Below are 22,261 nucleotides of genomic sequence, written 5' to 3' on the forward strand. Positions count from 1 at the left end.
ATGAGTCAGGACGACGAAAAATGGGGCATTGCCCACGTACACGCATCGTTCAACAACACCGTCATGACCGTGACCGACCTCACGGGCGCGGAGACGATCGCCAAGTCCTCCGGTGGGACGGCGGTCAAGCAGAACCGCGACGAGGCGTCGCCGTACGCGGCCATGCAGATGGCCGAGTCCGTCGCCGAAGAGGTCAAAGCGGCCGGCATCACGGGCCTGCACGTTCACGTGCGCGGCCCCGGTGGCAACCTTCAGAAGTCCCCCGGTCCGGGCGCACAGGCGACGATTCGTGCGCTCGCCCGCTCGGGCATCGAGATCGGGCGCATCGAGGACGTCACGCCGATCCCACACGACGGATCGCGCGCTCCCAAAGGGAAGGGCGGCTACTAGATCATGAGTGCAGAGTACGACGTCGAGTTCGTCGAACGCGAGGATCGTGAGGCACGGTTCCTCGTTCGCGGCGTGACACCCGGGTTCGCCAACGGTATTCGTCGAGCGATGGTCGCCGACGTACCGACGATGGCGATCGATACCGTCCGGTTCGTCGAGAACTCGTCGGTCATGTTCGACGAGCAACTCGCCTTGCGACTCGGCCTCGTCCCGCTGACGACGCCGCCGGTCGGCGAGTTCGGCGAGGACGAGACCGTCACGCTCTCGATCGACGTCGAAGGGCCGGCCACCGCGTACTCCGGCGACCTCGTTTCCAGCGACGATCTCGTCCAACCCGCCGACGAGAACGTCCCGATCATCGAACTCAAGGACGGCCAGCGTCTCGAGGCCGAGGCCGACGCCGTCATCGACCGCGGGAAAGACCACGCCAAACATCAGGGCGGGGTCGCGGTCGGCTACCGACACCTCCAGCGCGTGGAGGTTGAGGGTGACCTGCCGGAGTTCGAGGACGAGGAGCGTCGGATCATCCGCGGCGTCATCGAAGACGACGGCGAACTCGTGTCCACGAGCGAGTTCGATCACGACCTCTCGAACCGGTATCCGGGCAAGGAGGTCCGGATCGAGGACGTGCCGAACGCCTTCGTCTTCCACGTCGAAACCGACGGCTCGTTCCCCATTGAGGAACTCGTCACGCGGGCCGCGGACACGATCGCGGAACGCGCGACCGAACTCGAAGACGCAGTACAGCTGTAGATATGAACCGACGCCCCAAACCCACGCAGGACGCGCCGCTCGCCGACGCCGTGAACGACGAGACCGGCGATCGCGCGTCCGACGGAATCGAAAGGGGTTTGAAGGGGCGACGGGTAGACGGAAGTGCGAGCAGGGATAGCCAAGTCAGGCCAACGGCGCAGCGTTCAGGGCGCTGTCTCGTAGGAGTCCGCAGGTTCAAATCCTGCTCCCTGCATCACTTCTCTACGACCGAACGACAGTCAGGAAGCGGTCGGGCAGTATCCGACCGGTTCACGACACGGCCCGTTCGGCAGTACAACAATTTCGATTCCACAGTCGACGGCGCGGTTCCTCGCGTCGCCGATCAGTTAGCAGTTGGAGGATACCAATGAGTAGCAAGACTAATCCGAGGCTCAACGATCTTATCGCCGAGCTGAAGTCGACGTCCCGCGAAGCGGACGCCGACGTCTGGCGAGACGTTGCGGATCGACTCGAGAAGCCCCGGCGCACCCACGCTGAGGTAAACCTGGGCCGCATCGAGCGATACGCACGCGAAGAAGAGACTGTCGTCGTTCCCGGCAAAGTGCTGGGCTCCGGCGCACTACAGAAGAACGTTACCGTCGCCGCCGTCAACTTCTCTTCGTCCGCGGAGACGAAGATCGATCAGGTCGGCGAACCGGTACCGCTCGAGCAAGCGCTCGAAGAGAACCCCGAAGGGGCAAACGTCCGGGTGATCCGATGAGTCTCGCAGAGTTCGACGCAGATCTCGTCGTCGATGCCGGTGACTGTATCCTCGGTCGCGTCGCAAGCGAGGTCGCCCAGCGCGCGCTGGACGGCGACCGCGTCGCGATCGTCAACGCAGAGGACGCAGTCATCACCGGCGACAAAGAAGACATCTTCGAGACGTACCGCACGCGGCTGGAACTGGGTTCGGACCGCGGACCGTACTACCCCAAGCGACCGGACACGATCTTCAAGCGCTCCGTTCGCGGGATGCTGCCGTACAAGAAACCCCGTGGCCGCGAGGCACTCGACAACGTCCGCGTCTACGTCGGCAACCCCTACGAGGGCGACGACGACCACGAGTCGGACGTACTCGAGGGAACGTCGCTGGATCGCCTGTCGAACATCCGCTTCGTCCACCTACACGAAGTGTCCGAACAGTTAGGTGCTAACGTCACATGGTAACCAATACGAGTGGCAAGAAAAAGACAGCCGTCGCTCGCGCCACGGTGCGCGAAGGCGAGGGTCGCGTTCGAATCAATTCCCAACCCGTCGAGCTGGTCGAACCGGAGATGTCCCGGCTCAAGATGCTTGAGCCGTTCCGCATCGTCGGCGATGACCTGCGCGGCGAGATGGACATCGATGTCCGTGTCGAGGGTGGCGGCATCAGCGGCCAGGCAGACGCCGTTCGGACCGCGATCGCACGCGGGATCGTCCAGCACTCGAACGACGCCGAACTCCGCGACGCGTTCATGGAGTTCGACCGCTCGCTGCTGGTCAACGACGTTCGCCAGTCCGAACCGAAGAAATGGGGTGGCCCGGGCGCTCGGGCACGCTACCAGAAGTCCTACCGCTGAGGTGATCCACGCATGATGGTACCGGTCCGGTGTTTCACCTGTGGTAACGTCGTCGCCGAACACTGGGAGGAGTTCGACGAGCGAGCGAACGAAGGCGACGAGGACCCCGAGGAGGTGCTCGACGAACTCGGCGTCGACCGCTACTGCTGTCGGCGCATGCTCGTCAGTCACAAGGACCTGGTCGACGTCGTCTCCCCGTACCAGTAACAATGCAACAACAACAGCACAACCGCTACGAGAAGGCACGCATCCTCGGCGCGCGAGCGCTGCAGGTATCCTACGGCGCGCCGGTGTTGATCGAGACGGAGCAGACCCAACCGATCCTCATCGCCGCCGAGGAGTACGACGCCGGCGTGCTGCCGTTTACCGTCAAGCGGGGGTACGACCGGAAATGACGCTCATCACCGACATCCGGCTCCGTCGAATCCTCGACTCGCGAGGGAATCCGACGGTCGAGGCCGATGTCGTGACCGAAAGCGGCGGCTTCGGTCGCGCCGCGGCACCCAGCGGTGCCAGCACCGGCGAGTACGAGGCCGTCGAGCGGCCGCCGAGCGAGGCTATCGCCGCGGCTCGGGAACACGCCGTTCCCCGACTCGTCGGCGAGGTCTACGCCGGCAATCAGCGCGACGTCGACGCCGCGCTCCACGCCGCCGACGGAACCGACGACTTCTCGGAGATCGGTGCCAACAGCGCAGTCGCGATCTCGATGGCCGCCGCGAAGGCCGGTGCCGACGTGCTTGGTGCCCCGCTGTTCCAGCACCTCGGCGGGACGTTCCGCGGCGACGGCTTCCCGATTCCCCTCGGCAACGTCGTCGGCGGCGGCGAACACGCCGCCGACGCGACCGACATTCAGGAGTTCCTGGCCGCACCCGTCGGCGCACCCAGCGTCGCTGACGCCGTCTTCGCAAACGCAGCCGTCCACGCCGCCGTCGCCGACCTGCTCGAGGAACGCGACGTTCCCTGTGGCAAGGGCGACGAGGGCGCGTGGGCACCGTCGATCGACGACGGCGAGGCCTTCGAAATCGTCGCCGAGGCGGTCTCGATGGTTCAGGACGAGGTCGGTTTCAACATCGGCTTCGGGCTGGACGTCGCCGGTGCCGAGTTGTACGATTCCGACTCGGAAACGTACGAGTACAGCGACCGGAGCCGCGACACCGACGAGCAGATCGCGTACATCGCGGATCTGGTCGAGGAGTACGACCTCGTCTACGTCGAGGACCCGCTCGACGAGGACGACTACGACGCCTTCGCCGACCTCACCGACGAGGTCGGTGACCAGACGCTGATCTGTGGCGACGACCTGTTCGTCACCAACACCGATCGGCTCATCGAGGGTATCGATCGCGGCGCGGCCAACAGCATCCTGATCAAGCCAAACCAGATCGGGACGCTGTCGGACGCCTTCGACGCGATCGAACTCGCGACGGAGAACGGCTACGACTCGGTCGTCTCCCACCGGTCGGGCGAGACCGAAGACGCGACGATCGCACACCTCGCCGTTGCGACCGACGCCCCCTTCATCAAGACGGGTGCCGTCGGCGGCGAGCGAACCGCAAAGCTCAACGAGCTTATTCGAATCGCAGACGACGCGACATGACAGAGAACGACGCAACCCAGGAAGAGCTCGACGCCGCCGAGGAGGCGATCGACGAGGAGCCAGCCGAAGGGGCTGGCCCCGCCGCCGACGCCGACGACGTCGAGCCAGTAGACGAACAGTCCGCCGACGCCGAGGGAGCACCCGCGGCCGACGCCGAACAAGCCGACGACGCCGACGAGGAGGACGCCGGTCCGACCCTCGACGACGACGTCATGCCCGACGAGGAGGCGGACCTCCTCATCCCCGTCGAGGACTACCTCGGTGCTGGTGTCCACATCGGGACCCAGCAGAAGACCTCGGACATGGACCGGTTTATCCACCGCGTCCGAACCGACGGGCTCTACGTGCTCGACATCTCGAAGACCGACGGCCGTATCCGCACGGCCGCGGACTTCCTCGCCAACTACGACCCCGAGCAGATCCTGGTCACCTCGAGCCGCCAGTACGGTCGGTTCCCGGCGGAGAAGTTCGCCGAGGCAGTCGGCGCTCGCGCCCGCACCGGTCGTTTCATCCCGGGCACGCTGACCAATCCCAAGTACGACGGCTACATCGAACCGGACGTCCTCGTCGTCACCGACCCGATCGGCGACGCCCAGGCCGTCAAGGAGGCCATCACGGTCGGGATTCCGGTCATCGCAATGTGTGACTCGAACAACCAAGTCAGTAACGTCGACCTGGTCGTCCCGACGAACAACAAGGGTCGCAAGGCCCTCTCGGTCGTCTACTGGCTACTCGCCAACGAGGTTCTCGATCGACGCGGTGCCGAGCCGTCCTACTCGCTCGAGGACTTCGAGAGCGGCGTCTAATTCGGTCGCGGTCGACACTGTTCGTTTTCTCGTACCCCTGCACCGCGTAGCGACGCGACAACAACGGGTGATCACATCCGTACCCCAGTATAAGCGGCAGCGACGGAATCGCTAGCGACCCCTGCTCTCACACGGGAGTCGGGGCGCGACCCGCCGCGGTCGGGTCGGGACTCAGTTCACTCTCGCGTGAGCGAGCGGTCGTAACCGGTGGGAGCGGGTTGACGCGCGTTCGATCGAACCGCGAGCAGGTGAAGTGCGGGAGACCGGTGACACGGCGTCGTCACGGTGACGACGCTTCCTCGAGCAAGTCCCCGACCAGTTCGGCGGCGTCGACGGCCGTCGCACCGAAGACGTACGTCGCGGGTTCGATACCGAACGCCCCGCGGTGGTAGGCGACGGCCGGTACCGCTCCCCGATCCGCGAACCGGCGTCGGAGGTGCGCGCCGCGGTCCTCGTAGTCGGCGTCGAACTCGAGGGGATCGATGTCCAGCGTCCGCGCGGCCGCGAGCAGGTCGTCGTCGGTGGCGATATTGATCGCGGCACGGCGGTCGGAGCCGACCGAATTCGAAGCGAGGACCGCCGTTGCGACGTGTTTCGACGCGCCGAACTCCGGATTCGCGGGGATTTCGATCCGCCCACCCATGGCGTAGATCCGGCCGGGAACCGCGGCGACATCGGTCTCGTCGCGGGGATCGGGGAGACACATCCCGACGTTCGTGCCGACGTTCGGGATGAAGTCGGCCATCCCGGGGGTCGAGGCGAGGGTTCGTGCAGCCGTCCGTACGTTCGCGAGGACATCCCGTTCGGCGCGTACGTCGGAATCGAGGCCGCGAACGCACAGGTCGCAGCCGAGTCCGCGCAGTTCGGGCATCTCCTCCTCGTGGAGTTCGCAGATCGGACCCCGATCCTCGAGGGTGCGGACGAGCGAGAGGAGTTCGGCGAGGGCGTCGTAGCCGTCCATCTCGCCGGCCGCCAGTCCGTTCGCGATGCGGTCGACGGTAGCGACGGTCTCTGGATCGTCGCGAAAGCGAGCGTCGCCGCCGCTGTCGCCGCCGACGTACTTGCTGACCGCGGCCTGGGTGACGCCGAGTTCGGTGGCGATCTCCCGTTGGGTTAGCCCGAGATCGGCGAGGCGTACGGCCAGCATCGCCCGGACGGTCGGTAGGAACCGATCGACGACGAGTTCGCTCGGCAAGACCAGCGACATACGACCGACGTTCGACTGCAGGAATATAAGTCCGCCTCCGATTCGACCGCGGTGGCCCGACGACCATCGGACGGCGACAAAGATAGCTATTAACCATCGTCGGACGAACGGCCGGGCATGACACTTTCGAGCGCTCCCGGCAAGGTGTATCTACTCGGGGAGCACGCGGTGGTCTACGGCGAGCCGACGGTCCTGTGTGCGATCGAACAGCGGGCGCGGGTCGGCGTACAGCGACGCGACGACGGGAAACTCCGAGTCAACGCCGAAGATCTCAGTCTGGACGGGTTCACGGTCGAGTACGACGGGACGGCCGACGAGGGGCCGGACATCGATGTCTCGGAATCGCTGCTCGACGCCGCGATGGGGTACGTCGACGGCGCGATCGAGCAGGTTCGGGATGTCACCGGAAACGACGAAGTCGGGTTCGACGTGACCATCGAGAGCGACATCCCCCTGGGTGCGGGACTCGGGTCGTCGGCCGCGGTCGTCGTGGCGGCTATCGACGCCGCCACCCGCGAACTCGGCGTCACCCTCGAGACCGACGAACTCGCCGAGCGAGCCTATCGAACGGAGTACCAGGTCCAGAACGGGCAGGCCTCGCGTGCGGACACGTTCTGTTCGGCGACCGGCGGCGCGGTCCGCGTCGAGGGCGACGACTGTCGCTCGCTCGCGGCACCGGACCTGCCGATCGTGATCGGGTTCGACGGCGGTGCGGGCGATACCGGGCAACTGGTGGCGGGGGTCCGATCCCTGCGCGACGAGTACGAGTTCGCTGCCGACACGATCGCTGCGATCGGCGATGTCGTGCGTAACGGCGAGGCGGCGCTTGCCGACGGCGATCTCGAGGAACTCGGCCGGCTGATGAACTTCAATCACGGGCTGCTATCGGCGCTGGGCGTCTCCTCGCGCTCCCTGGACACGATGGTCTGGGCGGCCCGCGACGCGGGCGCGTACGGCGCGAAGCTCATCGGGGCCGGCGGGGGCGGCTGTATCGCCGCGTTGGACCCGACGCCGGAGACCGAGACGGCTCTCTCCTTTACCCCGGGCTGTGAAGACGCCTTCCGCGCGGAACTCGCCGACAGCGGGGTGAAACGGCTCGAATGATCGTGCTGAAACTCGGCGGCAGCGTCATCACGGAAAAGGATCGTGCGGAGACCCTCGACGGGGAAGCCCTCGAGCGCGCGGCCGACGCTATCGCGGCGGCACGAGCGGACGGCGGCGCGGACCTCGTCGTCGTCCACGGCGGCGGGAGCTTCGGCCATCACAACGCCAGCGAACACGGCGTCACCACGACTGAGGGGACCCGCGACGCGAACGCGGCGCTCGACATCCACGGTGCGATGACGACGTTGAACCGGTTCGTTTTGGGGCGACTGCTCGAGCGCGACGTGCAGGCGGTGCCGGTCCACCCCTTTTCGACGGCCCACCGCGACGGCGACGGAACCCTCGACCTGCCGACCGGACAGGTCGAAACGATGCTCGCGGAGGGGTTCGTCCCCGTCCTCCACGGCGACGTGATCGCCCACGCCGGCGCGGGCGCGACCGTCGTCAGCGGCGACGAACTCGTCGCGGCGCTCGCCCGCACCCTCGACGCCGATCGGGTCGGGCTCTGCTCGACGGTGCCCGGCGTACTGGACGACGAGGACGCGGTTATCGACCGGATCGACGACTTCGAGACGGTCGCCGACGTGCTCGGAGCCAGCGAGGCGACCGACGTAACCGGCGGAATGGCCGGCAAGGTGCGGACGCTGCTCGATCTCGAGGCCGCGGCGTCGGTCTTCGATCTCGCGTCACTCGCGTCGTTCCTCGACGGCGAGAACCCGGGGACGACGATCGACTGAGCGCGGGAGCGGAGCATCGGGCGAAGAAACGGCGAGGCGTTTTCAGCGGGTCCAGAAGCCGCCGGTGAACATGACGAGGACGGGAATGATCTCGAGGCGGCCGATCCACATCAGGAAGACCATCAGGAGTTTCGACGGGATCGGGAAATCGTTGTAATTGCCGAAGGGACCGAGGAACCCGAATCCGGGGCCGATGTTCCCGATGGTCGCGAGACTGGCACTGAAGGCCTCGAGTGCGGTGAACTCCTCGATGGCGGCGACGCGGCTGACATCCAGTGCGATAACCAGCGTCGCGAGGGCAAAGATAACCAGGTACATGAACGAGAACCCGAGAACGCCACGAATGGCGTCTTCGTCGACGATGTTTCCACCGAGTCGAATCGGCCGGACGACCTCGGGATGGGAGGCCGTAAACAGCTCCCGGCGCAACACTTTGAACACGATCAGCCATCGGACGACCTTGACACCACCACCGGTCGAGCCGGCACAGCCGCCGACGAGCATCGCAAAGAGGAGCACGATTTGGCCCGTCGAGCTCCAGTCGGCGAAATCGCTGGTCGCGTAGCCGGTCGAGGTCAACAGCGACACGATCTGGAAGGCGCTCTGTCGTAACGAGTTCTCGAACACACCCGCCGTCACGCCGCCGAGGTCCCCGAGTGGCGGTGCGGCACCAGTATAGAGGATGCCTGCGAGCAAGACGGTTAAACCGGCAATCGCGCCGATATAAGCCCGAAACTCGGAGTTGCGAACGAAGCGATGGCCATCGCCGCTGAAGACGTGCCAGAACAGAGCGAAGTTGGTCCCGGCGATGATCATGAACGGGATGGCAGTCCACTGGACGATCGCGGAGAATTTCGCGACGCTGTCGGCCTCCGGCGAAAACCCGCCCGTCGGAAGGGTGGTGAATCCATGAGCGATGGAATTGTAGAGCGTCATGTTGTCAGCCATCCCCGCCTGATGGAGTCCGTAGAGAATGGCGATGTAGAGAACAGTGAACGCGAAGTAGACGAGCCAGAGGATACGTGCCGTCTCGGCGATTCGCGGCGTGAGTTTCTGTAACTGCGGCCCCGGCGCTTCCGACTCGACGAGTTGTGCACCGCTGACCGCCAGCTCGGGGAGGATCGCGACCATCAACACGATGATCCCCATCCCACCGAGCCACTGGGTGAGCTGTCGCCACATCATGATCGCGTGTGAGTGATCCTCAACTGAGATCTTGCCGAGGACCGTCGCCCCGGTCGTGGTGAACCCGGACATCGACTCGAACACGGCGTTGACGGGATGTGCGAGCGTCGATTCGGTTCCCCAACCCGCGATCACGTAGGGGACTGCACCGACCATCGCGACGGCTAACCACGATATGGCGACGAAGAGCATGGCCTCCCGGACCTGCAAGTCCGGGTCCGGGCACAGCTGCTCGAGGCCGTGACCGACGGCGACCGTGATCGCGATCGTCGCGAGGAACGGAAACACGGGTTCGGTATAGATGAGCGCCACGACGAGAGGGATCACGAGCGGGACGGAGAGGTACTTGAGTACGGTTCCGACGAGCGCGAAACTGGCGCGCCAGTCGGCGCGGATCCTCATAGAAACACCCCGCTGAAAGGGCTGCGTCTAGACACGGTATTAACGGCATTTGGAGTAAGTCGTATTAATCCATCGTAAGCGAGCCCCCATCGTCGGCATCTCGGTCATAGAGCGACTGGAAACGTGTCACGGGTCCGACCGAGGTCGCGTCGCACCCGTCGCTCCCCGTCCCCGAGACGAGGATCTATATACGAACCGTGCGTAGCATACGCTATGAGCGTTCGATTACCAAGCGTTCGCCACCCGCACTCGTTTTACGACGTCTTCGGCGTCGTTGCCGCCGCAGTGGCGATCATGGCCCTCGTCCTCGCCGTCCGGTACGGGTCGATCGTCCGGCTCGAGACGGCCGTCTTCATGACGGTCGTTTTCCTGTGGGCCGGCTGGGCGATCGAACGAATCCTCGGCGAGTCCAAAGAACGAGCGAGACGGCAACAGCAACGGAACCGACCCTGGAAGTGAGTCCGTCGCAATAGCGCGGATCGTCGTCCGTCACGGTCGCTCGAGGGCGGTCTCGCCGGTGACTGCTCGAGTCGGGACGGCGTAGTTGGGATCACTAAAACGATATATTTTCAACGATCACGCAGCAACACCGACGCAATGTATATCGTCATCGTCGGTGCGGGCGATATCGGAATGCCGCTCATCGATATCGCAACCCGGTCGGGAAACGAAGTCGTCGTCATCGAGAACGACCCCGAGCGGGCGGACCGAGTTGCCGGTGAATACGACTGTCTGGTACTCAACGACGATGCGACGGCTCACGATGCGCTGCTGGACGCCGGAATCGAGACCGCCGATGCGATGATCAGCACGACCGACCGTGACGCGACCAACATCATGGTCTGTCTGCTCGCCCAGGAACACGAGGTCCCCAACATCGTCTCGGTTGTTCACGACCCGGAACACATGAACGTGTTTCGCCAGATCGGCGTCAACACGATGGAAAACCCGCAGGAACTCATCGCCGAATACCTCTATCGAGCGGTCGCCCGCCCCGCGATCGTCGACTACATGCGAATCGGGGAGACGGCGGAGGTGTTCGAAATCGTGGTCACTGAAGGCGCACCGATCGACGGGAAATCGCTCACGGAGGCCGCCGAGGAAGGACTCCTCCCCGAGGACGTCCTCATCGTCGCGATCGAGCGCGAAGGGGAGGACCCACCGATCACGCCGCGCGGGAACACGACGATCGAGGCCGACGATCTTCTCACCGTCTATTCGGCGTTCGGAGCGGAACCCAAGCTCACGGACGTGTTCGGCCACTCGGAAGACCGGGTTCAATGATGATCGGACGACGTGGAGCGCGGCTCCGAGGGTCGCCGTCGGGTATTCCGTCTCGAGTACGGGATCGGTCCGTCGAAATGTCCCTGGACGCGTCTCGGACGGAGGGTGACGAATGAACGAGGCGACGAAAACGATCGGGCGGGACCTGGGGCGCATGTTTCAGGCGCTGGCCGGGCTCCTGTTCGTCTCCGTCCTCATCCCGCTTATCTGGGGGGAGTACTACGCGATTCCGGCCCTGGTCGTCTCCGGAGTGCTCCCGTTTGCGATCGGTCGTCTCCTGACCTCGCGGTTTCGGGAGGCGGCCAAACCCGGCAAACTCCACGGGATGATCATCGCCGCGCTGGGATGGTTCTGCGTCGCGATTTTCGGCTCGCTGCCGTTCTTTCTCATCGCGTGGACGGTCGAACTCGCGCCGCCGATCCTCGGCGATCCGTCGCAGACGTCGACGCTCGCAGCGTTTACACAGCCGATCAACGCGCTGTTCGAGAGCATGAGCGGCTTTACCGGCACCGGGCTGACGATGACGGACAACGAGGAAGTCCTGCCGCGGACCCTCCAGTGGTGGCGCTCGTTCATCGAGTGGACCGGCGGCGTGGGCGTGATCGTCCTCACGACGGCGATTCTGGCACGCCCCGGGAGTGGCTCGCTGACCCTCTACAAGAGCGAGGCCCGCTCGGAGCGCATCCATCCGAGTATCGTCTCGACGGTCCAGACCATCTGGTGGATCTTCATCCTCTTTACGTTCGTCTCGATCCTCCTCCTCTGGATCGTCGGCATGCCGCTCTGGGGGGCGATCAATCACGCCATGACGGGGCTCTCGACCGGCGGGTTCTCGATTACGGATAACTCGATCGCGACCTACGACAGCGCCGCCATCGACTTCGCGCTCCTCCCGATCATGCTGTTGGGTAGCATCGCGTTCCCGGTCCACTATCTCATCCTACAGGGCGACCTGCGGAACCTCTATGCGGACTTGCAGACTCGGTGGGTGTTCATCTACATGAGCCTCGGAACGTTCGTGCTGACCACGCTCGTCTACGTCGGCGACACGTACGACTCGCTGTTTACCGCGTTCCGATACGGTTCGTTCCAGTTCGTCTCGGCGGCGACCTGTGCCGGCTTCCAGACCGCTGTCGACACGACCAACGTCGCGCTGGGACGGTGGTCGGCCCAGGCCCAACTCACCGTTACCTTCGGCATGGTCATCGGTGGCGCGGCCGGGTCGACGGTCGGCGGAATTAAACTGATTCGGGCGCTTACGCTCTTGAAAGGCGTTCGGCATCGCATCTCGGACGTCTTCTACCCCGAGACGGCCGTCCGGCGGCTGAACATCAACGGTCGCCGTCTCAACGAACGGGAGATCCGTCAGGAGTTCGAGGAAGCGGCGATCATCACGATGCTGTGGGGGGCCTTCCTCGCGATCGGGATCTTCGTCCTCCTCATGATCCTCCCGCAGGGCGAATACACGCTCGAGAACGTCATCTTCGAGGTCGCGAGCGCACAGGGCAACGTCGGCCTCTCCGCAGGGATCACCGGCCCCGAGTCGCTGCCGACGCTGGGCAAACTCATGTTCCTGTTCAACATGTGGATCGGCCGCCTCGAGATCATTCCGGTGTTGGTTACGTTACGTGCGGTCTTCCGCCGCGGAGGGATCTATCAATGAAGCTCAGCGAACTCCCGATCGTCGAAGAAGTGTTCGAATCGGGTGCCAACGACCGGGTCTTCGATTCGCTCTTGCTCATCGGGCCGGTTCTCATCGCGGGTATCGCCATCGTCGGCCGGTCAACCGTCACGACCGGTATCGCGATCGCGTACGTCCTGTTTTTCGTCGCGTACGTCGGCTATCGCGGCATCAGTAACTGACGGGGCGGTTCCACTCGGCCCAACGCGACAGCAGCGACCGGCCGTCTCGGCCTAAATGAGGTCGACGACATCGTCGAGGACGGCCGCATCGACGAAGACGATCACGTGGTCCTCGGGCTGGACGACCGTCGAGCCACGGGGCGTGATGTGGTCGCCCGCTCGCGAGATCGCACCGATGACGACGCCCGGCGGCAAGTCGTCGGTCGCGTCGGCGATTTCCCGCCCGACGAGGACGCTCTCGGGACCGACTTCGATTTCGATGACCTCCGCGCGGTCGTGCTCGAGCATCGCCACTTTCTCGGTGTGGTCGGTCCGAGTAAAGCGGATGATCTCCTCGGCGGTCTCCTCGCGAGGGTTGACGGCGACATCGACGCCGACGGTCTCGAAGAGGTCGGCGTACTCGGGCGTTTCGATGATCGCAACGGTGCGGTCGACGCCGATCCGGTCGGCAAGCAGGGAAACGAGCAGGTTCTTCTCGTCGCTGTCGAGGGCGGCGATCACGACGTCGGCCTCGCCGACGTGTTCGCGGGCGAGGAACTCGGCGTTGGTCGCGTCGCTCTCCATGACCATCGTGTTCGGCAGCGCTTCGGCAACCTCGCGGGCCCGGTCGGGGTCCCGCTCGATCAAACGCGGGCGGAAGCCGTGATCCTCGAACTCGCGGGCGGTCTGGAACCCGATCTCGCTGGCACCGACGATGACGACCTCTTCGGCCTCCTCGGGCATCGTCGCGACCTCGTCGGCGAAGTCGTTGATCGAGTCCGGGCTCCCGATGACGACGACCCGATCGCCACCCCGGATGACAGTGTCGCCCCGGGTGACGACCATTTCGTCGTCCCGGAAGATCGCAGCGAAGGTGAGCGAATCGTAACAGTCAGCCTCCCTGACGGTTCGGTCCGCGAGCGGGCTGGCCGCCGGAATATCGAACTCGGCCATGCGGATGAGCCCGCTCGCGAACGTATCGACGTCGTGTGCGCTCGGCAGTCCGGAGATCCGGAAGATCGTTCGCGCGGTCAGCAGATCGGTACAGACCATGAAGTCGACGCCGAACGCTCCCTGTGATTCCTGCCACGTCTCGAGCAGCGTCCGTCGGCGGACCCGTGCGACGGTGAACGCGTTCGTGGCGGCCTTTGCCGCGCCACAGACGACCGCGTTGGTCTCGTCGTTGTCCGTACAGGCGATCACCAGGTCCGCCTGCTCGAGGGCGGCTTCCCGCAGGGTGTCGAGATCGGTTCCGTCGCCGTGAATCGTAAGCACATCGAGCGAGTAGGTGAGTTCCTCGACTACGTCGGCGTCGCGGTCGACCACGACCACGTCGTGGGCTCCCTCGAGGTTCGCGGCGATCGAACGGCCGACCTCGCCAGCACCGACGATAATTACGTACACGACGGTCCCTCCGAAAGCATCGTTATTGACACCCGTTTCGAGGCGACCGGCAAATGAATTGCGGTGTCAGAGAGCGGTCGCCGATCGGCGTCCAAACGGCCGGAAACCGCCGAGACGGCCGGTGTCTCGGCCGACGATCCAACCCACTGCGTTTTTAACACCCGGGCGTGTACAGGGCACTAGCGAAACCCGCGGGCAAGTGCGGTCGGGGCTTGCGATGTCGCAAGCTATCGAAGACGGGACCGCCGTCGTACCGAACGCATAGCGGGATGGCCGACGCGCTGCAAGACGCCGGGGCCGTACGACTAGGCGTCCGCGGACCGTTTCGATGAGAGTCCACGCAGCGGCTTTCAGTGCTACGAATCATGGAAATCGAAATCGCAACCATTGGCGGCTACGAAGAAGTCGGACGGCAGATGACTGCCGTTCGTGCCGGCGACGACGTCGTCATCTTCGACATGGGTCTGAACCTCTCGCAGGTCCTGATCCACGACAACGTCGAAACCGAGCGGATGCACAGCCTCGACCTGATCGACATGGGAGCCATCCCGGACGACCGGGTCATGAGCGACCTCGAGGGCGACGTCAAGGCCATCGTGCCGACCCACGGTCACCTGGACCACATCGGTGCCATCTCGAAGTTGGCGCACCGCTACGACGCGCCGGTCGTCGCGACGCCGTTTACGATCGAACTCGTCAAACAGCAGATCGAGGGCGAGCAGAAGTTCGGCGTCGAGAACGACCTCGTCAAGATGGAGGCCGGCGAGACGATGTCGATCGGCGACTCCGGCGCAGTCGACCTCGAGTTCGTCAACGTCACGCACTCGATCATCGACGCGATCAACCCCGTTCTCCACACCCCCGAAGGCGCGGTCGTCTACGGGCTCGACAAACGGATGGACCACACGCCCGTCATCGGCGATCCGATCGACATGGAGCGGTTCCGCGAGATCGGTCGCGAGGGCAACGGCGTCCTCTGTTACATCGAGGACTGTACGAACGCGAACAAGAAAGGGCGTACGCCCTCCGAGAAGGTCGCCCGTGAACACCTCCGCGACGTCCTCTACAGCATCGAGGACTACGACGGCGGTATCGTCGCCACGACCTTCTCGAGTCACATCGCCCGCGTCAAGTCGCTCGTCGAGTTCGCCGACGATATCGGCCGGCAGCCGGTCCTGCTGGGGCGGTCGATGGAGAAATACTCCGGCACTGCGGAGCGACTGGACTTCGTCGACTTCCCCTCGGACCTGGGGATGTTCGGCCACCGCAAGTCCGTCGATCGGACGTTCAAGCGGATCATGAACGAGGGCAAGGAGAACTACCTGCCGATCGTCACCGGCCACCAGGGCGAGCCCCGCGCGATGCTCACCCGGATGGCCCGCGGCGAGACGCCGTACGAACTGGACGACGGCGACAAGGTCGTCTTCTCCGCGCGAGTCATTCCGGAGCCGACCAACGAGGGCCAGCGCTACCAGGCCGAGAAGTTGCTCGGCATGCAGGGCGCGCGCGTCTACGACGACATCCACGTCTCCGGCCACCTCAACCAGGAGGGCCACTACGAGATGCTCGATGCGCTGCAACCCCAGCACATCATTCCGGCCCACCAGGACATGAGCGGGTACTCGAGCTACGTCAACCTCTGTGAGAGCGAGGGGTACAAGATGGGCCGAGACCTTCACGTCACGCGCAACGGGAACCTCATCCAGCTAGTCGACTGATATGACGAGCCCCGAGGCACGCGAAGAGGCGGTGCTCGAGGCGGTCCGGAAGCGCCGCGAGCTGGTCAACGACGCGATTCCGGAGGAGTTGCCGATCAAGCGACCCGAACGGCTCTACGAGGCGTCCCGATACCTGCTGGACGCGGGCGGCAAGCGACTGCGGCCGGCGGTCCTCCTGACGACGGCGGAAGCGCTGGCAGATGTCGAGCCGCTGTCGGCGGGCTACCGTTCGTTCCCCGCGCTCGACGACAGCGGGCCGATCGACGTGATGGCGGCCGCCGTCAGCGTCGAGGTCATCCAGTCGTTTACCCTGATTCACGACGACATCATGGACGACGACGACCTCCGGCGCGGGGTCCCCGCCGTCCACGAGGAGTACGACCTCGAGACGGCGATTCTGGCCGGCGACACGCTCTACTCGAAGGCCTTCGAGATCATGCTCGAGACGGGCGCCGAACCGGATCGCATCGTCGAGGCGCTGGACGTTCTCGCGACGACCTGTACGAAGATCTGCGAGGGACAGTCGCTTGACGTCACCTTCGAGGAACGCATCGACGTCTCGCCCGACGAGTACCTGGAGATGGTCGAGCAGAAAACGGCCGTCCTCTACGCCGCATCGGCGTGTCTCCCCGCGATCCTGCTGGGAGCCGACGACGAGACGATCGACGCGCTCTACGGCTACGGGCTCGACATCGGCCGCGCGTTCCAGATCCAGGACGACGTCCTCGATCTGACGGTCCCAAGCGAGCAACTCGGCAAACAGCGCGGCAGCGACCTGGTCGAGAACAAGCAGACGCTGATCACGGTGCACGCCCGCGAGCAGGGTGTCGACGTCGACGGCCTGGTCGATACCGACGACGTCGACGCGGTCACCGAGGCCGAAATCGACGACGCGGTCGCCGAACTCGAGGCGGCGGGCTCGATTTCTTACGCCAACGAGACGGCCCGAGACCTGGTTGAGCAGGGGAAGAATCGCCTCGAGGTGGTGCCGGACAACGAGGCCCGCGAACTGCTCTGTGAACTCGCGGATTACCTGATCCAGCGCGGCTACTGAGTCGCTTGGTTTCCGGCGCTCGATCGGCGATCCGCTTGGTACACCATCGATGACGTGGGGTCGCCGCTATCGTCGCCTCCGTACTGAGAGCGTACGTAAGTCAGTTCGCCGTCAGATATGCGTATGGAAATTCGCCCGCTCTCGGCCGACGAGGACGCGGTCCGTCGCTACGTCGAAGAGTTGTGGCTGCCGTACCACCACGAGCTCGAGGCGAGCGTCGACACCCATACACTCGCCGACGATGTCGATCTCGTTGCCGAGGAGGTCCAATTCCGTCTCGCGCAACTCGAGGAGCCGGCGTATCGTGCATGGATCGCCGTCAATGCAGATTCCGAGTGACGGTTATCGGGTGACAACCCTCTCGTCGAGCCAAACGCCGACCTCGCCGGTTTCGTTACGACCGAGATCGACAGGTCGCCGTCCGTCTTCGACCGACCGGACCGGTTGCGAATCGGTGATCTCTACGTCCGCGACCCGCATCGAGGCACGAGTCTGGCACGCGAGTTGGTCGGGCGAGCCGCGGAGCGAGCGCGGGTGGCTGGCTGCACCGAACTCGTGCTCGATGTCGATGTCGATAACGACCGCGCCGTCGCCTTCTACGAGAAGCTCGGTTTCGAGACCGCCCGCCACCGACTCACTCTGTCCGTGACCGATCTGTGACCGATCGCGTCGAGGATCGGAGTGGCATCGGTGGCGGAGACGGCATTGGTCAGCGGCCACAGTGACCCGCTGACGGACCAATCAGAGCCGATCCACCAACAGAGCGACATCGCGGAGGTTTTGGTCCGGGCACGAATACCGCAACGTAATGAACGACGAGTTACGCGAGCGCGTCGAGCGCGAGGCAGAAAAGCACGCGCTGTTGAACGCCGTCAAACACGAGAGCGACGCCGCGGTCGGTGCCGTCATGGGGCCGCTGATGGGCGATAACCCGGACTTTCGAGAGCACTCTGACGCCGTCCCCGGCGTCGTCGGCGGTGTCGTGAGTCGCGTCAACGACCTCGACTACGAGGAGAAACGAGCCCGCCTCGAGGACCTCGCACCCGAGGAACTCGCCGAGATCGAGGCCGAGGAAGAAGAGGACGAACACGATCTGCCGGACCTGCCGAACGCCGACGAGTACGACGAGATTCGAATGCGGTGTGCCCCGAATCCCAACGGCCCATGGCACGTCGGCCACGCCCGGATGCCCGCCGTCATCGGCACCTACCGCGAACGCTACGACGGCTGGTTCTGCGTCCGGTTCGACGACACCGACCCCGAGACCAAGCGCCCCGATCTCGAGGCCTACGACGCGATCCTCGACGATCTCGACTACCTCGGCTTCGAGCCCGACGCGACCTACAAGGCAAGTGACCGGCTCGAGACCTACTACGACCACGCCCGCGATCTGATCGAGATGGGCGGAGCCTACACCTGCTCGTGTTCGGGTGAGGCGTTCTCGGACCTGAAGAATTCGGGCGAGCCCTGCCCGCACCGTGACAAAGACGTAGAGACCGTTACGGAGGAGTTCGAGGCCATGATCGCTGGGGAGTACAGTAGCGGCGAGATGGTGCTGCGGGTCAAGACCGACATCGAACACAAGAACCCGGCGCTGCGCGACTGGGTCGCCTTCCGGATGATCGACACGCCACACCCCCGCGAAGAGGCCAGCGAGTACCGCTGCTGGCCGATGCTCGACTTCCAGTCGGGGGTCGACGACCACCTGATCGGGATTACGCACATCATCCGCGGCATCGACCTGCAGGACTCCGCGAAGCGCCAGCAGTTCGTCTACGATTACTTCGACTGGGACTACCCCGAAGTCATTCACTGGGGCCACGTTCAGCTCGACGACTACGACGTAAAGATGAGCACGTCGACCATCTCGGAACTGATCGACGAGGGGCAACTCGACGGCTGGGACGATCCGCGAGCCCCGACGCTCGGGAGTCTGCGCCGACGCGGCATCCGTGGCGAGGCGATCGTCGAAGCGATGACCGGCCTCGGGACCTCGACCACCGACGTCGACCTCGCGATGAGTTCGATCTACGCGAACAACCGGGATCTGATCGACGAGGAGACCGACCGCCGCTTTTTCGTCCGCGACGGCAATCAGGTTCCCCTCGCCGGGGACCCGCCCGCCGAAGCGAGCCCGCCGCTGCACCCCAACCACGAGGACCGTGGGGTTCGCGAGATCCCCGTCGGCGATGCCGTCATGCTCGAGGTCGGGGACATTCCCGATGCGGACGAGAACGGGGAGCAGCGCATCTGGCTGAAAGGGTTCGGCTGTTTCCGGTTCGACGACGGCGTCCTCCGATACACTGCCGACGACATCGACGTGGTCCGGGAGGGCGGCGTCGACGTCGTCCACTGGGTGCCCGCCGACGGGAGCGTTCCGGTCCGAATGCGAACGATGGACGGCGACGTGACGGGGTACGCCGAACCCGGCGTCGGCGATCTCGCGGCCGACGACATGGTCCAGTTCGAGCGGGTCGGGTTCGCACGGATCGACCGACACGGGGATGGCGAGGACGCGGAGACGGTCGCGTACTACGCACACCCCTGACGCCCCGTCCGCGCCGCCGCCGGACGTGCACCGAAAGAACCGTACTGCCACCCTCAGTCTCGAGTAGTAGAACATGTCACGGCCGCAGATAGTCGGCTGCGAGAGATCGACCAGCGACGGCATCGCCGCCGGATACACGGGGCGTTCGCTCGCATCAACACGGCGCGGTCTCGAGGTCGCCCGGCCCCGCCGATCGAACCGATCCCAGGACGCGACCACCCGCGACCCGTGACGGCGACCGAGGAGACCCCGAGCGGCGTGTCCCGGTCGCAGGTGGGACGGATCGCCGCCGGATTCGCCGTCGCGGGCGTGCTGCTGGCAGTCATCGCCGCCGGCGTCGGCGTCGACGAAGTGCGAGGGGCGCTCGCGACGGCCAGCCCCGGCTGGCTCCTCGCGGCCTGTTGCTCGATGTGTCTGTGTCTCTGTCTCTGGACGCGCAGTTGGCAGGTCATTCTCGGCGTTACCGGCGTCGACGAGTCGTATCGGACGCTGCTCGTGACCTACGCGGCGGCGACGTTCGCCAACTACGTCACGCCGATGGGACAGGCGGGCGGCGAGCCGTTCATCGCGTACGTGCTCTCCCGGGAGACGGAGGCGAGCTACGAGGAAAGTCTCGCGAGCGTCGTCACCGCGGATCTGCTGAACCTGATCGCGTCGATCGGGATGGCGCTTCTCAGCCTGGGCGTCCTCGTCTGGCGGTCCGAACTCCCGACCGCGCTCGCCCCGATCGCTGGCGGGCTGGTCGTCGCGGCCGCGAGCGTACTGGCGGTCGCGACGGTCGCGATTCGGTTCCGGACGACCGTCGAGCGGTCGCTGACGAAACTGGTGGCACCGATCGGCCGACTGGTCCCCAAGCTGACGGTCGACGGGGTTCGAGAGCGGCTGGGCGAACTACGGGCGGCGTTCGATCGGCTCGCCGCCGACCCTCGAGCGCTCGGGCGGGCGTTCGCGTTCTCCGTGCTCGGCTGGACGCTGTTCGTCCTGCCGCTGTTCCTCGCCGGGCGCGCGCTCGGGCTGGCCGTTGACCCCGTCGTCGTCTCGTTTGCCGTCTCGGCGAGCATGCTCGCCGGATACGTCCCCTCGCCGGGCGGGCTCGGGAGCATCGAGGTCGCGCTGACTGCGCTCCTCGTCGCACTCGTCGGCCTGTCCTCGGCGAACGCCTACGCGGTCGCGCTCCTCTATCGGCTGACCACCTACTGGTTCGCGGTCGTCGTCGGCGGGCTCGCGGCGCTGGCTGTCGTCCGCCGCCAGTAGCCGCGCCCGGCGACGCGACCTCACTCGAGTAAGTCCTCGCTCCGGTCGGGAAGCGGGTCCGCGACGATACCGTCCCGTTGACCCAGCACGCGGGCGTGGGCAGCACAGACGAACCGGTTCTCGGCCCAGGGCACGTGTAACTCGACCGCGGCGGGACGCTCGCAGTCGGATTCGGAACACTCCATTCGGTCGTATAAACGCCGCCCACGGATTCAGTCGTTCCGGTGTTCAGAGCAGGAAAACAGCGACGACGAATCCGAGCAGGATCGACGCCGTCAACAGGACCTGGATCGCCGTCGACGCGAGGACCCCGACGGTCGTGTAACCCGCCGAGCGCGCACTGCCCTCGAGTTCTCCGTTTCGAATGAACTCGAGGGCGAACACGGTCCCGAAGAGGCCAGCAAGCAGTCCCAACGGGCCGGTGGCGAGCATGAGGATGATTCCGACGACGGCGGCGACGGCGGTGGTCAGCCAGGACGCGCCGCCGGCCCGGGCGGCGATCGAGCCGCCGAAAAACTCGACGAGTGCGGTGACGATGGCGATGAAGACGAGGACGGCGAAGGTGAGCGCGCTCAGGTCCGCGAGTCCGGCCCCCCACCAGTAGACGCCGAGACCGGCCAGCGAGAGCAGGCCGCTTGGCACCATCGGGACGGCCGCGCCGACGATTGCACCCACGAGCAACGCGATGGCGACGACGAGAACGGCATCGACCATATCGGGGGGACGACTGACCGCGGCAAAGGCGTACCGCCTTCAGTAGCATTAGGTGGCTTCCCCCAAACATGTAGCAATGACAACTGGTCGCGGAGCGATCATCATCGGCGCGTCGTCGGGCATCGGGGAAGCGCTGGCCCGGCGACTCGCGGCGGACGGCTACGAGATCGGCCTGGCGGCGCGGCGAGTGGAGCGACTACGGGAGATCAGCGCGGACCTGCCGACCAAATCATACGTCGCGGCGATGGACGTCACCGACTCCGCGGAGGCTCGAGACCGCTTTGTCGAACTGGCCGAGGCGATGCCGTCGGTCGCAGCCCACGTCGGTAACGGCGACGCGCCGGCGTACAACGCCTCCAAGGCCTACGTCTCGAGGTATCTCGAAGGGCTTCGCTATCGAGGGGCCGATCGGGACGCCGACGTGACGATCACGACCATCGAGCCGGGGTTCGTCGACACCAAGCTCTCGCTGGGCGGATTCTGGGAGTGTTCGCCCGAGACGGCGGCCGAGCAGATCGCTCGAGCGATTCGTACTGCACAGCAACACGCCTACGTGACGCGACGATGGCGGGCCATCGCGTGGCTCGTGGACTTCGCTCCGGAGTGGCTGCTTCGACGACTGTTCTGAGTCGCCGCTCGATATGGGGCCAGCGGCTCACCACAGCCCAGCGTGTGCCACCGCGTGCCGTGTTCCAGTCGGGAC

General features: G+C 65.3%; 25 protein-coding genes, 1 tRNA gene and 1 pseudogene. 22 read left to right on the top strand and 5 right to left on the bottom strand.

Annotated features, from left to right (window positions below; genetic code table 11):
• From FGF80_RS03185 to rpsB, 10 genes are all read left to right on the top strand, one after another.
• The gene (locus tag FGF80_RS03185; protein WP_006184686.1) at positions 1 to 390 is read left to right on the top strand and encodes a 30S ribosomal protein S11; all 390 of its coding nucleotides are present in this window, start codon (positions 1 to 3) and stop codon (positions 388 to 390) included.
• Positions 391 to 393: 3 nt separating this feature from the next.
• Entirely contained in the window at positions 394 to 1,143 is a 750-nt protein-coding gene (locus tag FGF80_RS03190) for a DNA-directed RNA polymerase subunit D (protein ID WP_138652169.1), read from the top strand.
• 129 nt (positions 1,144 to 1,272) lie between these two features.
• A tRNA-Leu gene (locus FGF80_RS03195) sits at positions 1,273 to 1,357 on the top strand.
• A 153-nt stretch (positions 1,358 to 1,510) separates the two neighbouring features.
• Positions 1,511 to 1,864 (top strand): 50S ribosomal protein L18e, encoded by a 354-nt coding sequence (locus FGF80_RS03200; protein ID WP_006184684.1) that lies wholly within the window; start codon positions 1,511 to 1,513, stop codon positions 1,862 to 1,864.
• Positions 1,861 to 2,310, top strand: a complete 450-nt coding sequence (locus tag FGF80_RS03205; RefSeq protein ID WP_006184683.1) for a 50S ribosomal protein L13 — start codon at positions 1,861 to 1,863, stop codon at positions 2,308 to 2,310. The genes FGF80_RS03200 and FGF80_RS03205 overlap by 4 nt, the downstream gene beginning before the upstream one ends.
• Positions 2,304 to 2,702 (top strand): 30S ribosomal protein S9, encoded by a 399-nt coding sequence (locus tag FGF80_RS03210; RefSeq protein ID WP_006184682.1) that lies wholly within the window; start codon positions 2,304 to 2,306, stop codon positions 2,700 to 2,702. The genes FGF80_RS03205 and FGF80_RS03210 overlap by 7 nt, the downstream gene beginning before the upstream one ends.
• Before the next feature lie 12 nt (positions 2,703 to 2,714).
• Entirely contained in the window at positions 2,715 to 2,909 is a 195-nt protein-coding gene (locus tag FGF80_RS03215) for a DNA-directed RNA polymerase subunit N (RefSeq protein ID WP_006184681.1), read from the top strand.
• Between the two features lie 2 nt (positions 2,910 to 2,911).
• Positions 2,912 to 3,097, top strand: coding sequence for a DNA-directed RNA polymerase subunit K (locus tag FGF80_RS03220; protein WP_006184680.1), 186 nt, complete (start codon positions 2,912 to 2,914; stop codon positions 3,095 to 3,097).
• Positions 3,094 to 4,299 (top strand): phosphopyruvate hydratase, encoded by a 1,206-nt coding sequence (eno, locus tag FGF80_RS03225; RefSeq protein ID WP_138652170.1) that lies wholly within the window; start codon positions 3,094 to 3,096, stop codon positions 4,297 to 4,299. Before FGF80_RS03220 ends, eno begins: the two co-directional genes overlap by 4 nt.
• Positions 4,296 to 5,105, top strand: coding sequence for a 30S ribosomal protein S2 (rpsB, locus tag FGF80_RS03230; RefSeq protein WP_006184678.1), 810 nt, complete (start codon positions 4,296 to 4,298; stop codon positions 5,103 to 5,105). The genes eno and rpsB overlap by 4 nt, the downstream gene beginning before the upstream one ends.
• A 280-nt stretch (positions 5,106 to 5,385) precedes the next feature.
• Here rpsB and FGF80_RS03235 read toward each other — a convergent pair whose 3' ends face one another.
• Positions 5,386 to 6,312, bottom strand: coding sequence for a thiamine-phosphate synthase family protein (locus FGF80_RS03235; protein WP_138652172.1), 927 nt, complete (start codon positions 6,310 to 6,312; stop codon positions 5,386 to 5,388).
• A 117-nt stretch (positions 6,313 to 6,429) separates the two neighbouring features.
• On the opposite strand from FGF80_RS03235, the gene mvk reads away from it, so the two are divergent.
• Both mvk and FGF80_RS03245 read left to right on the top strand, forming a co-directional pair.
• On the top strand, positions 6,430 to 7,416 hold the full coding sequence (mvk, locus tag FGF80_RS03240; protein ID WP_138652174.1) for a mevalonate kinase: 987 nt from the start codon (positions 6,430 to 6,432) through the stop codon (positions 7,414 to 7,416).
• On the top strand, positions 7,413 to 8,153 hold the full coding sequence (locus FGF80_RS03245; protein ID WP_006184675.1) for an isopentenyl phosphate kinase: 741 nt from the start codon (positions 7,413 to 7,415) through the stop codon (positions 8,151 to 8,153). Before mvk ends, FGF80_RS03245 begins: the two co-directional genes overlap by 4 nt.
• Before the next feature lie 42 nt (positions 8,154 to 8,195).
• On the opposite strand, the gene FGF80_RS03250 is transcribed toward FGF80_RS03245, so the two are convergent.
• Positions 8,196 to 9,740: a TrkH family potassium uptake protein gene (locus FGF80_RS03250; protein WP_138652176.1), complete on the bottom strand. Its 1,545-nt coding sequence runs from the start codon at positions 9,738 to 9,740 to the stop codon at positions 8,196 to 8,198.
• 213 nt (positions 9,741 to 9,953) lie between these two features.
• Between FGF80_RS03250 and FGF80_RS03255 the strand changes: the two genes are divergently transcribed.
• The 4 genes from FGF80_RS03255 to FGF80_RS03270 all read left to right on the top strand — a co-directional run bounded on the left by FGF80_RS03255 (position 9,954) and on the right by FGF80_RS03270 (position 12,887).
• A complete protein-coding gene (locus tag FGF80_RS03255; protein WP_006184673.1) occupies positions 9,954 to 10,199 on the top strand; it encodes a hypothetical protein in 246 nt (81 codons plus the stop codon).
• Positions 10,200 to 10,337: 138 nt separating this feature from the next.
• Complete coding sequence (locus FGF80_RS03260; protein WP_006184672.1) at positions 10,338 to 11,024, top strand: potassium channel family protein; 687 nt, start codon at positions 10,338 to 10,340, stop codon at positions 11,022 to 11,024.
• A gap of 112 nt (positions 11,025 to 11,136) precedes the next feature.
• Positions 11,137 to 12,687, top strand: a complete 1,551-nt coding sequence (locus tag FGF80_RS03265; RefSeq protein ID WP_006184671.1) for a TrkH family potassium uptake protein — start codon at positions 11,137 to 11,139, stop codon at positions 12,685 to 12,687.
• Entirely contained in the window at positions 12,684 to 12,887 is a 204-nt protein-coding gene (locus FGF80_RS03270; protein WP_006184670.1) for a hypothetical protein, read from the top strand. The genes FGF80_RS03265 and FGF80_RS03270 overlap by 4 nt, the downstream gene beginning before the upstream one ends.
• 51 nt (positions 12,888 to 12,938) lie before the next feature.
• Here the strand turns inward: FGF80_RS03270 and trkA are convergent, their stop codons facing one another.
• Positions 12,939 to 14,270, bottom strand: a complete 1,332-nt coding sequence (trkA, locus tag FGF80_RS03275; protein WP_138652178.1) for a Trk system potassium transporter TrkA — start codon at positions 14,268 to 14,270, stop codon at positions 12,939 to 12,941.
• Between the two features lie 365 nt (positions 14,271 to 14,635).
• Here trkA and FGF80_RS03280 point away from each other — a divergent pair, with 365 nt between their 5' ends.
• The 5 genes and pseudogenes from FGF80_RS03280 to FGF80_RS03300 all read left to right on the top strand — a co-directional run bounded on the left by FGF80_RS03280 (position 14,636) and on the right by FGF80_RS03300 (position 20,844).
• A complete protein-coding gene (locus FGF80_RS03280) occupies positions 14,636 to 15,988 on the top strand; it encodes a ribonuclease J (protein WP_006184668.1) in 1,353 nt (450 codons plus the stop codon).
• A gap of 1 nt (position 15,989) precedes the next feature.
• Positions 15,990 to 17,042: a geranylfarnesyl diphosphate synthase gene (gene idsA3 / locus FGF80_RS03285; RefSeq protein WP_006184667.1), complete on the top strand. Its 1,053-nt coding sequence runs from the start codon at positions 15,990 to 15,992 to the stop codon at positions 17,040 to 17,042.
• Between the two features lie 123 nt (positions 17,043 to 17,165).
• Positions 17,166 to 17,702, top strand: a pseudogene (locus FGF80_RS19885) (GNAT family N-acetyltransferase).
• 148 nt (positions 17,703 to 17,850) lie between these two features.
• Positions 17,851 to 19,590 (top strand): glutamate--tRNA ligase, encoded by a 1,740-nt coding sequence (locus FGF80_RS03295; protein ID WP_138652180.1) that lies wholly within the window; start codon positions 17,851 to 17,853, stop codon positions 19,588 to 19,590.
• Positions 19,591 to 19,818: 228 nt separating this feature from the next.
• On the top strand, positions 19,819 to 20,844 hold the full coding sequence (locus FGF80_RS03300; protein ID WP_006184665.1) for a lysylphosphatidylglycerol synthase transmembrane domain-containing protein: 1,026 nt from the start codon (positions 19,819 to 19,821) through the stop codon (positions 20,842 to 20,844).
• Positions 20,845 to 20,864: 20 nt separating this feature from the next.
• On the opposite strand, the gene FGF80_RS19000 is transcribed toward FGF80_RS03300, so the two are convergent.
• Together FGF80_RS19000 and FGF80_RS03305 are read right to left on the bottom strand one after the other, a co-directional pair.
• A complete protein-coding gene (locus FGF80_RS19000; protein ID WP_006184664.1) occupies positions 20,865 to 21,029 on the bottom strand; it encodes a hypothetical protein in 165 nt (54 codons plus the stop codon).
• A gap of 43 nt (positions 21,030 to 21,072) precedes the next feature.
• Positions 21,073 to 21,558, bottom strand: a complete 486-nt coding sequence (locus FGF80_RS03305; protein WP_138652184.1) for a DUF456 domain-containing protein — start codon at positions 21,556 to 21,558, stop codon at positions 21,073 to 21,075.
• A gap of 76 nt (positions 21,559 to 21,634) precedes the next feature.
• Here FGF80_RS03305 and FGF80_RS03310 point away from each other — a divergent pair, with 76 nt between their 5' ends.
• Positions 21,635 to 22,186 carry an SDR family NAD(P)-dependent oxidoreductase gene (locus FGF80_RS03310; RefSeq protein ID WP_138652186.1) on the top strand — a complete coding sequence of 184 codons (552 nt, stop codon included), beginning with the start codon at positions 21,635 to 21,637 and terminating at the stop codon, positions 22,184 to 22,186.
• The last annotated feature ends 75 nt before the right edge of the window (positions 22,187 to 22,261 follow it).

Source organism: Natrinema pallidum, assembly GCF_005890195.1.
Classification (GTDB): domain Archaea; phylum Halobacteriota; class Halobacteria; order Halobacteriales; family Natrialbaceae; genus Natrinema; species Natrinema pallidum.

Coding starts and splice junctions, on each gene's coding strand:
- FGF80_RS03200 (WP_006184684.1), top strand. CDS start 1,511: ATGAGTAGCAAGACTAATCCGAGGCTCAACGATCTTATCGCCGAGCTG.
- FGF80_RS03220 (WP_006184680.1), top strand. CDS start 2,912: ATGCAACAACAACAGCACAACCGCTACGAGAAGGCACGCATCCTCGGC.
- mvk (WP_138652174.1), top strand. CDS start 6,430: ATGACACTTTCGAGCGCTCCCGGCAAGGTGTATCTACTCGGGGAGCAC.
- FGF80_RS03310 (WP_138652186.1), top strand. CDS start 21,635: ATGACAACTGGTCGCGGAGCGATCATCATCGGCGCGTCGTCGGGCATC.
- FGF80_RS03295 (WP_138652180.1), top strand. CDS start 17,851: ATGAACGACGAGTTACGCGAGCGCGTCGAGCGCGAGGCAGAAAAGCAC.
- FGF80_RS03210 (WP_006184682.1), top strand. CDS start 2,304: ATGGTAACCAATACGAGTGGCAAGAAAAAGACAGCCGTCGCTCGCGCC.
- eno (WP_138652170.1), top strand. CDS start 3,094: ATGACGCTCATCACCGACATCCGGCTCCGTCGAATCCTCGACTCGCGA.
- FGF80_RS03215 (WP_006184681.1), top strand. CDS start 2,715: ATGATGGTACCGGTCCGGTGTTTCACCTGTGGTAACGTCGTCGCCGAA.
- FGF80_RS03305 (WP_138652184.1), bottom strand. CDS start 21,558: ATGGTCGATGCCGTTCTCGTCGTCGCCATCGCGTTGCTCGTGGGTGCA.
- FGF80_RS03190 (WP_138652169.1), top strand. CDS start 394: ATGAGTGCAGAGTACGACGTCGAGTTCGTCGAACGCGAGGATCGTGAG.
- FGF80_RS03280 (WP_006184668.1), top strand. CDS start 14,636: ATGGAAATCGAAATCGCAACCATTGGCGGCTACGAAGAAGTCGGACGG.
- FGF80_RS03185 (WP_006184686.1), top strand. CDS start 1: ATGAGTCAGGACGACGAAAAATGGGGCATTGCCCACGTACACGCATCG.
- FGF80_RS19000 (WP_006184664.1), bottom strand. CDS start 21,029: ATGGAGTGTTCCGAATCCGACTGCGAGCGTCCCGCCGCGGTCGAGTTA.
- FGF80_RS03260 (WP_006184672.1), top strand. CDS start 10,338: ATGTATATCGTCATCGTCGGTGCGGGCGATATCGGAATGCCGCTCATC.
- FGF80_RS03270 (WP_006184670.1), top strand. CDS start 12,684: ATGAAGCTCAGCGAACTCCCGATCGTCGAAGAAGTGTTCGAATCGGGT.
- idsA3 (WP_006184667.1), top strand. CDS start 15,990: ATGACGAGCCCCGAGGCACGCGAAGAGGCGGTGCTCGAGGCGGTCCGG.
- rpsB (WP_006184678.1), top strand. CDS start 4,296: ATGACAGAGAACGACGCAACCCAGGAAGAGCTCGACGCCGCCGAGGAG.
- FGF80_RS03205 (WP_006184683.1), top strand. CDS start 1,861: ATGAGTCTCGCAGAGTTCGACGCAGATCTCGTCGTCGATGCCGGTGAC.
- FGF80_RS03255 (WP_006184673.1), top strand. CDS start 9,954: ATGAGCGTTCGATTACCAAGCGTTCGCCACCCGCACTCGTTTTACGAC.
- FGF80_RS03250 (WP_138652176.1), bottom strand. CDS start 9,740: ATGAGGATCCGCGCCGACTGGCGCGCCAGTTTCGCGCTCGTCGGAACC.
- FGF80_RS03245 (WP_006184675.1), top strand. CDS start 7,413: ATGATCGTGCTGAAACTCGGCGGCAGCGTCATCACGGAAAAGGATCGT.
- FGF80_RS03265 (WP_006184671.1), top strand. CDS start 11,137: ATGAACGAGGCGACGAAAACGATCGGGCGGGACCTGGGGCGCATGTTT.
- FGF80_RS03235 (WP_138652172.1), bottom strand. CDS start 6,312: ATGTCGCTGGTCTTGCCGAGCGAACTCGTCGTCGATCGGTTCCTACCG.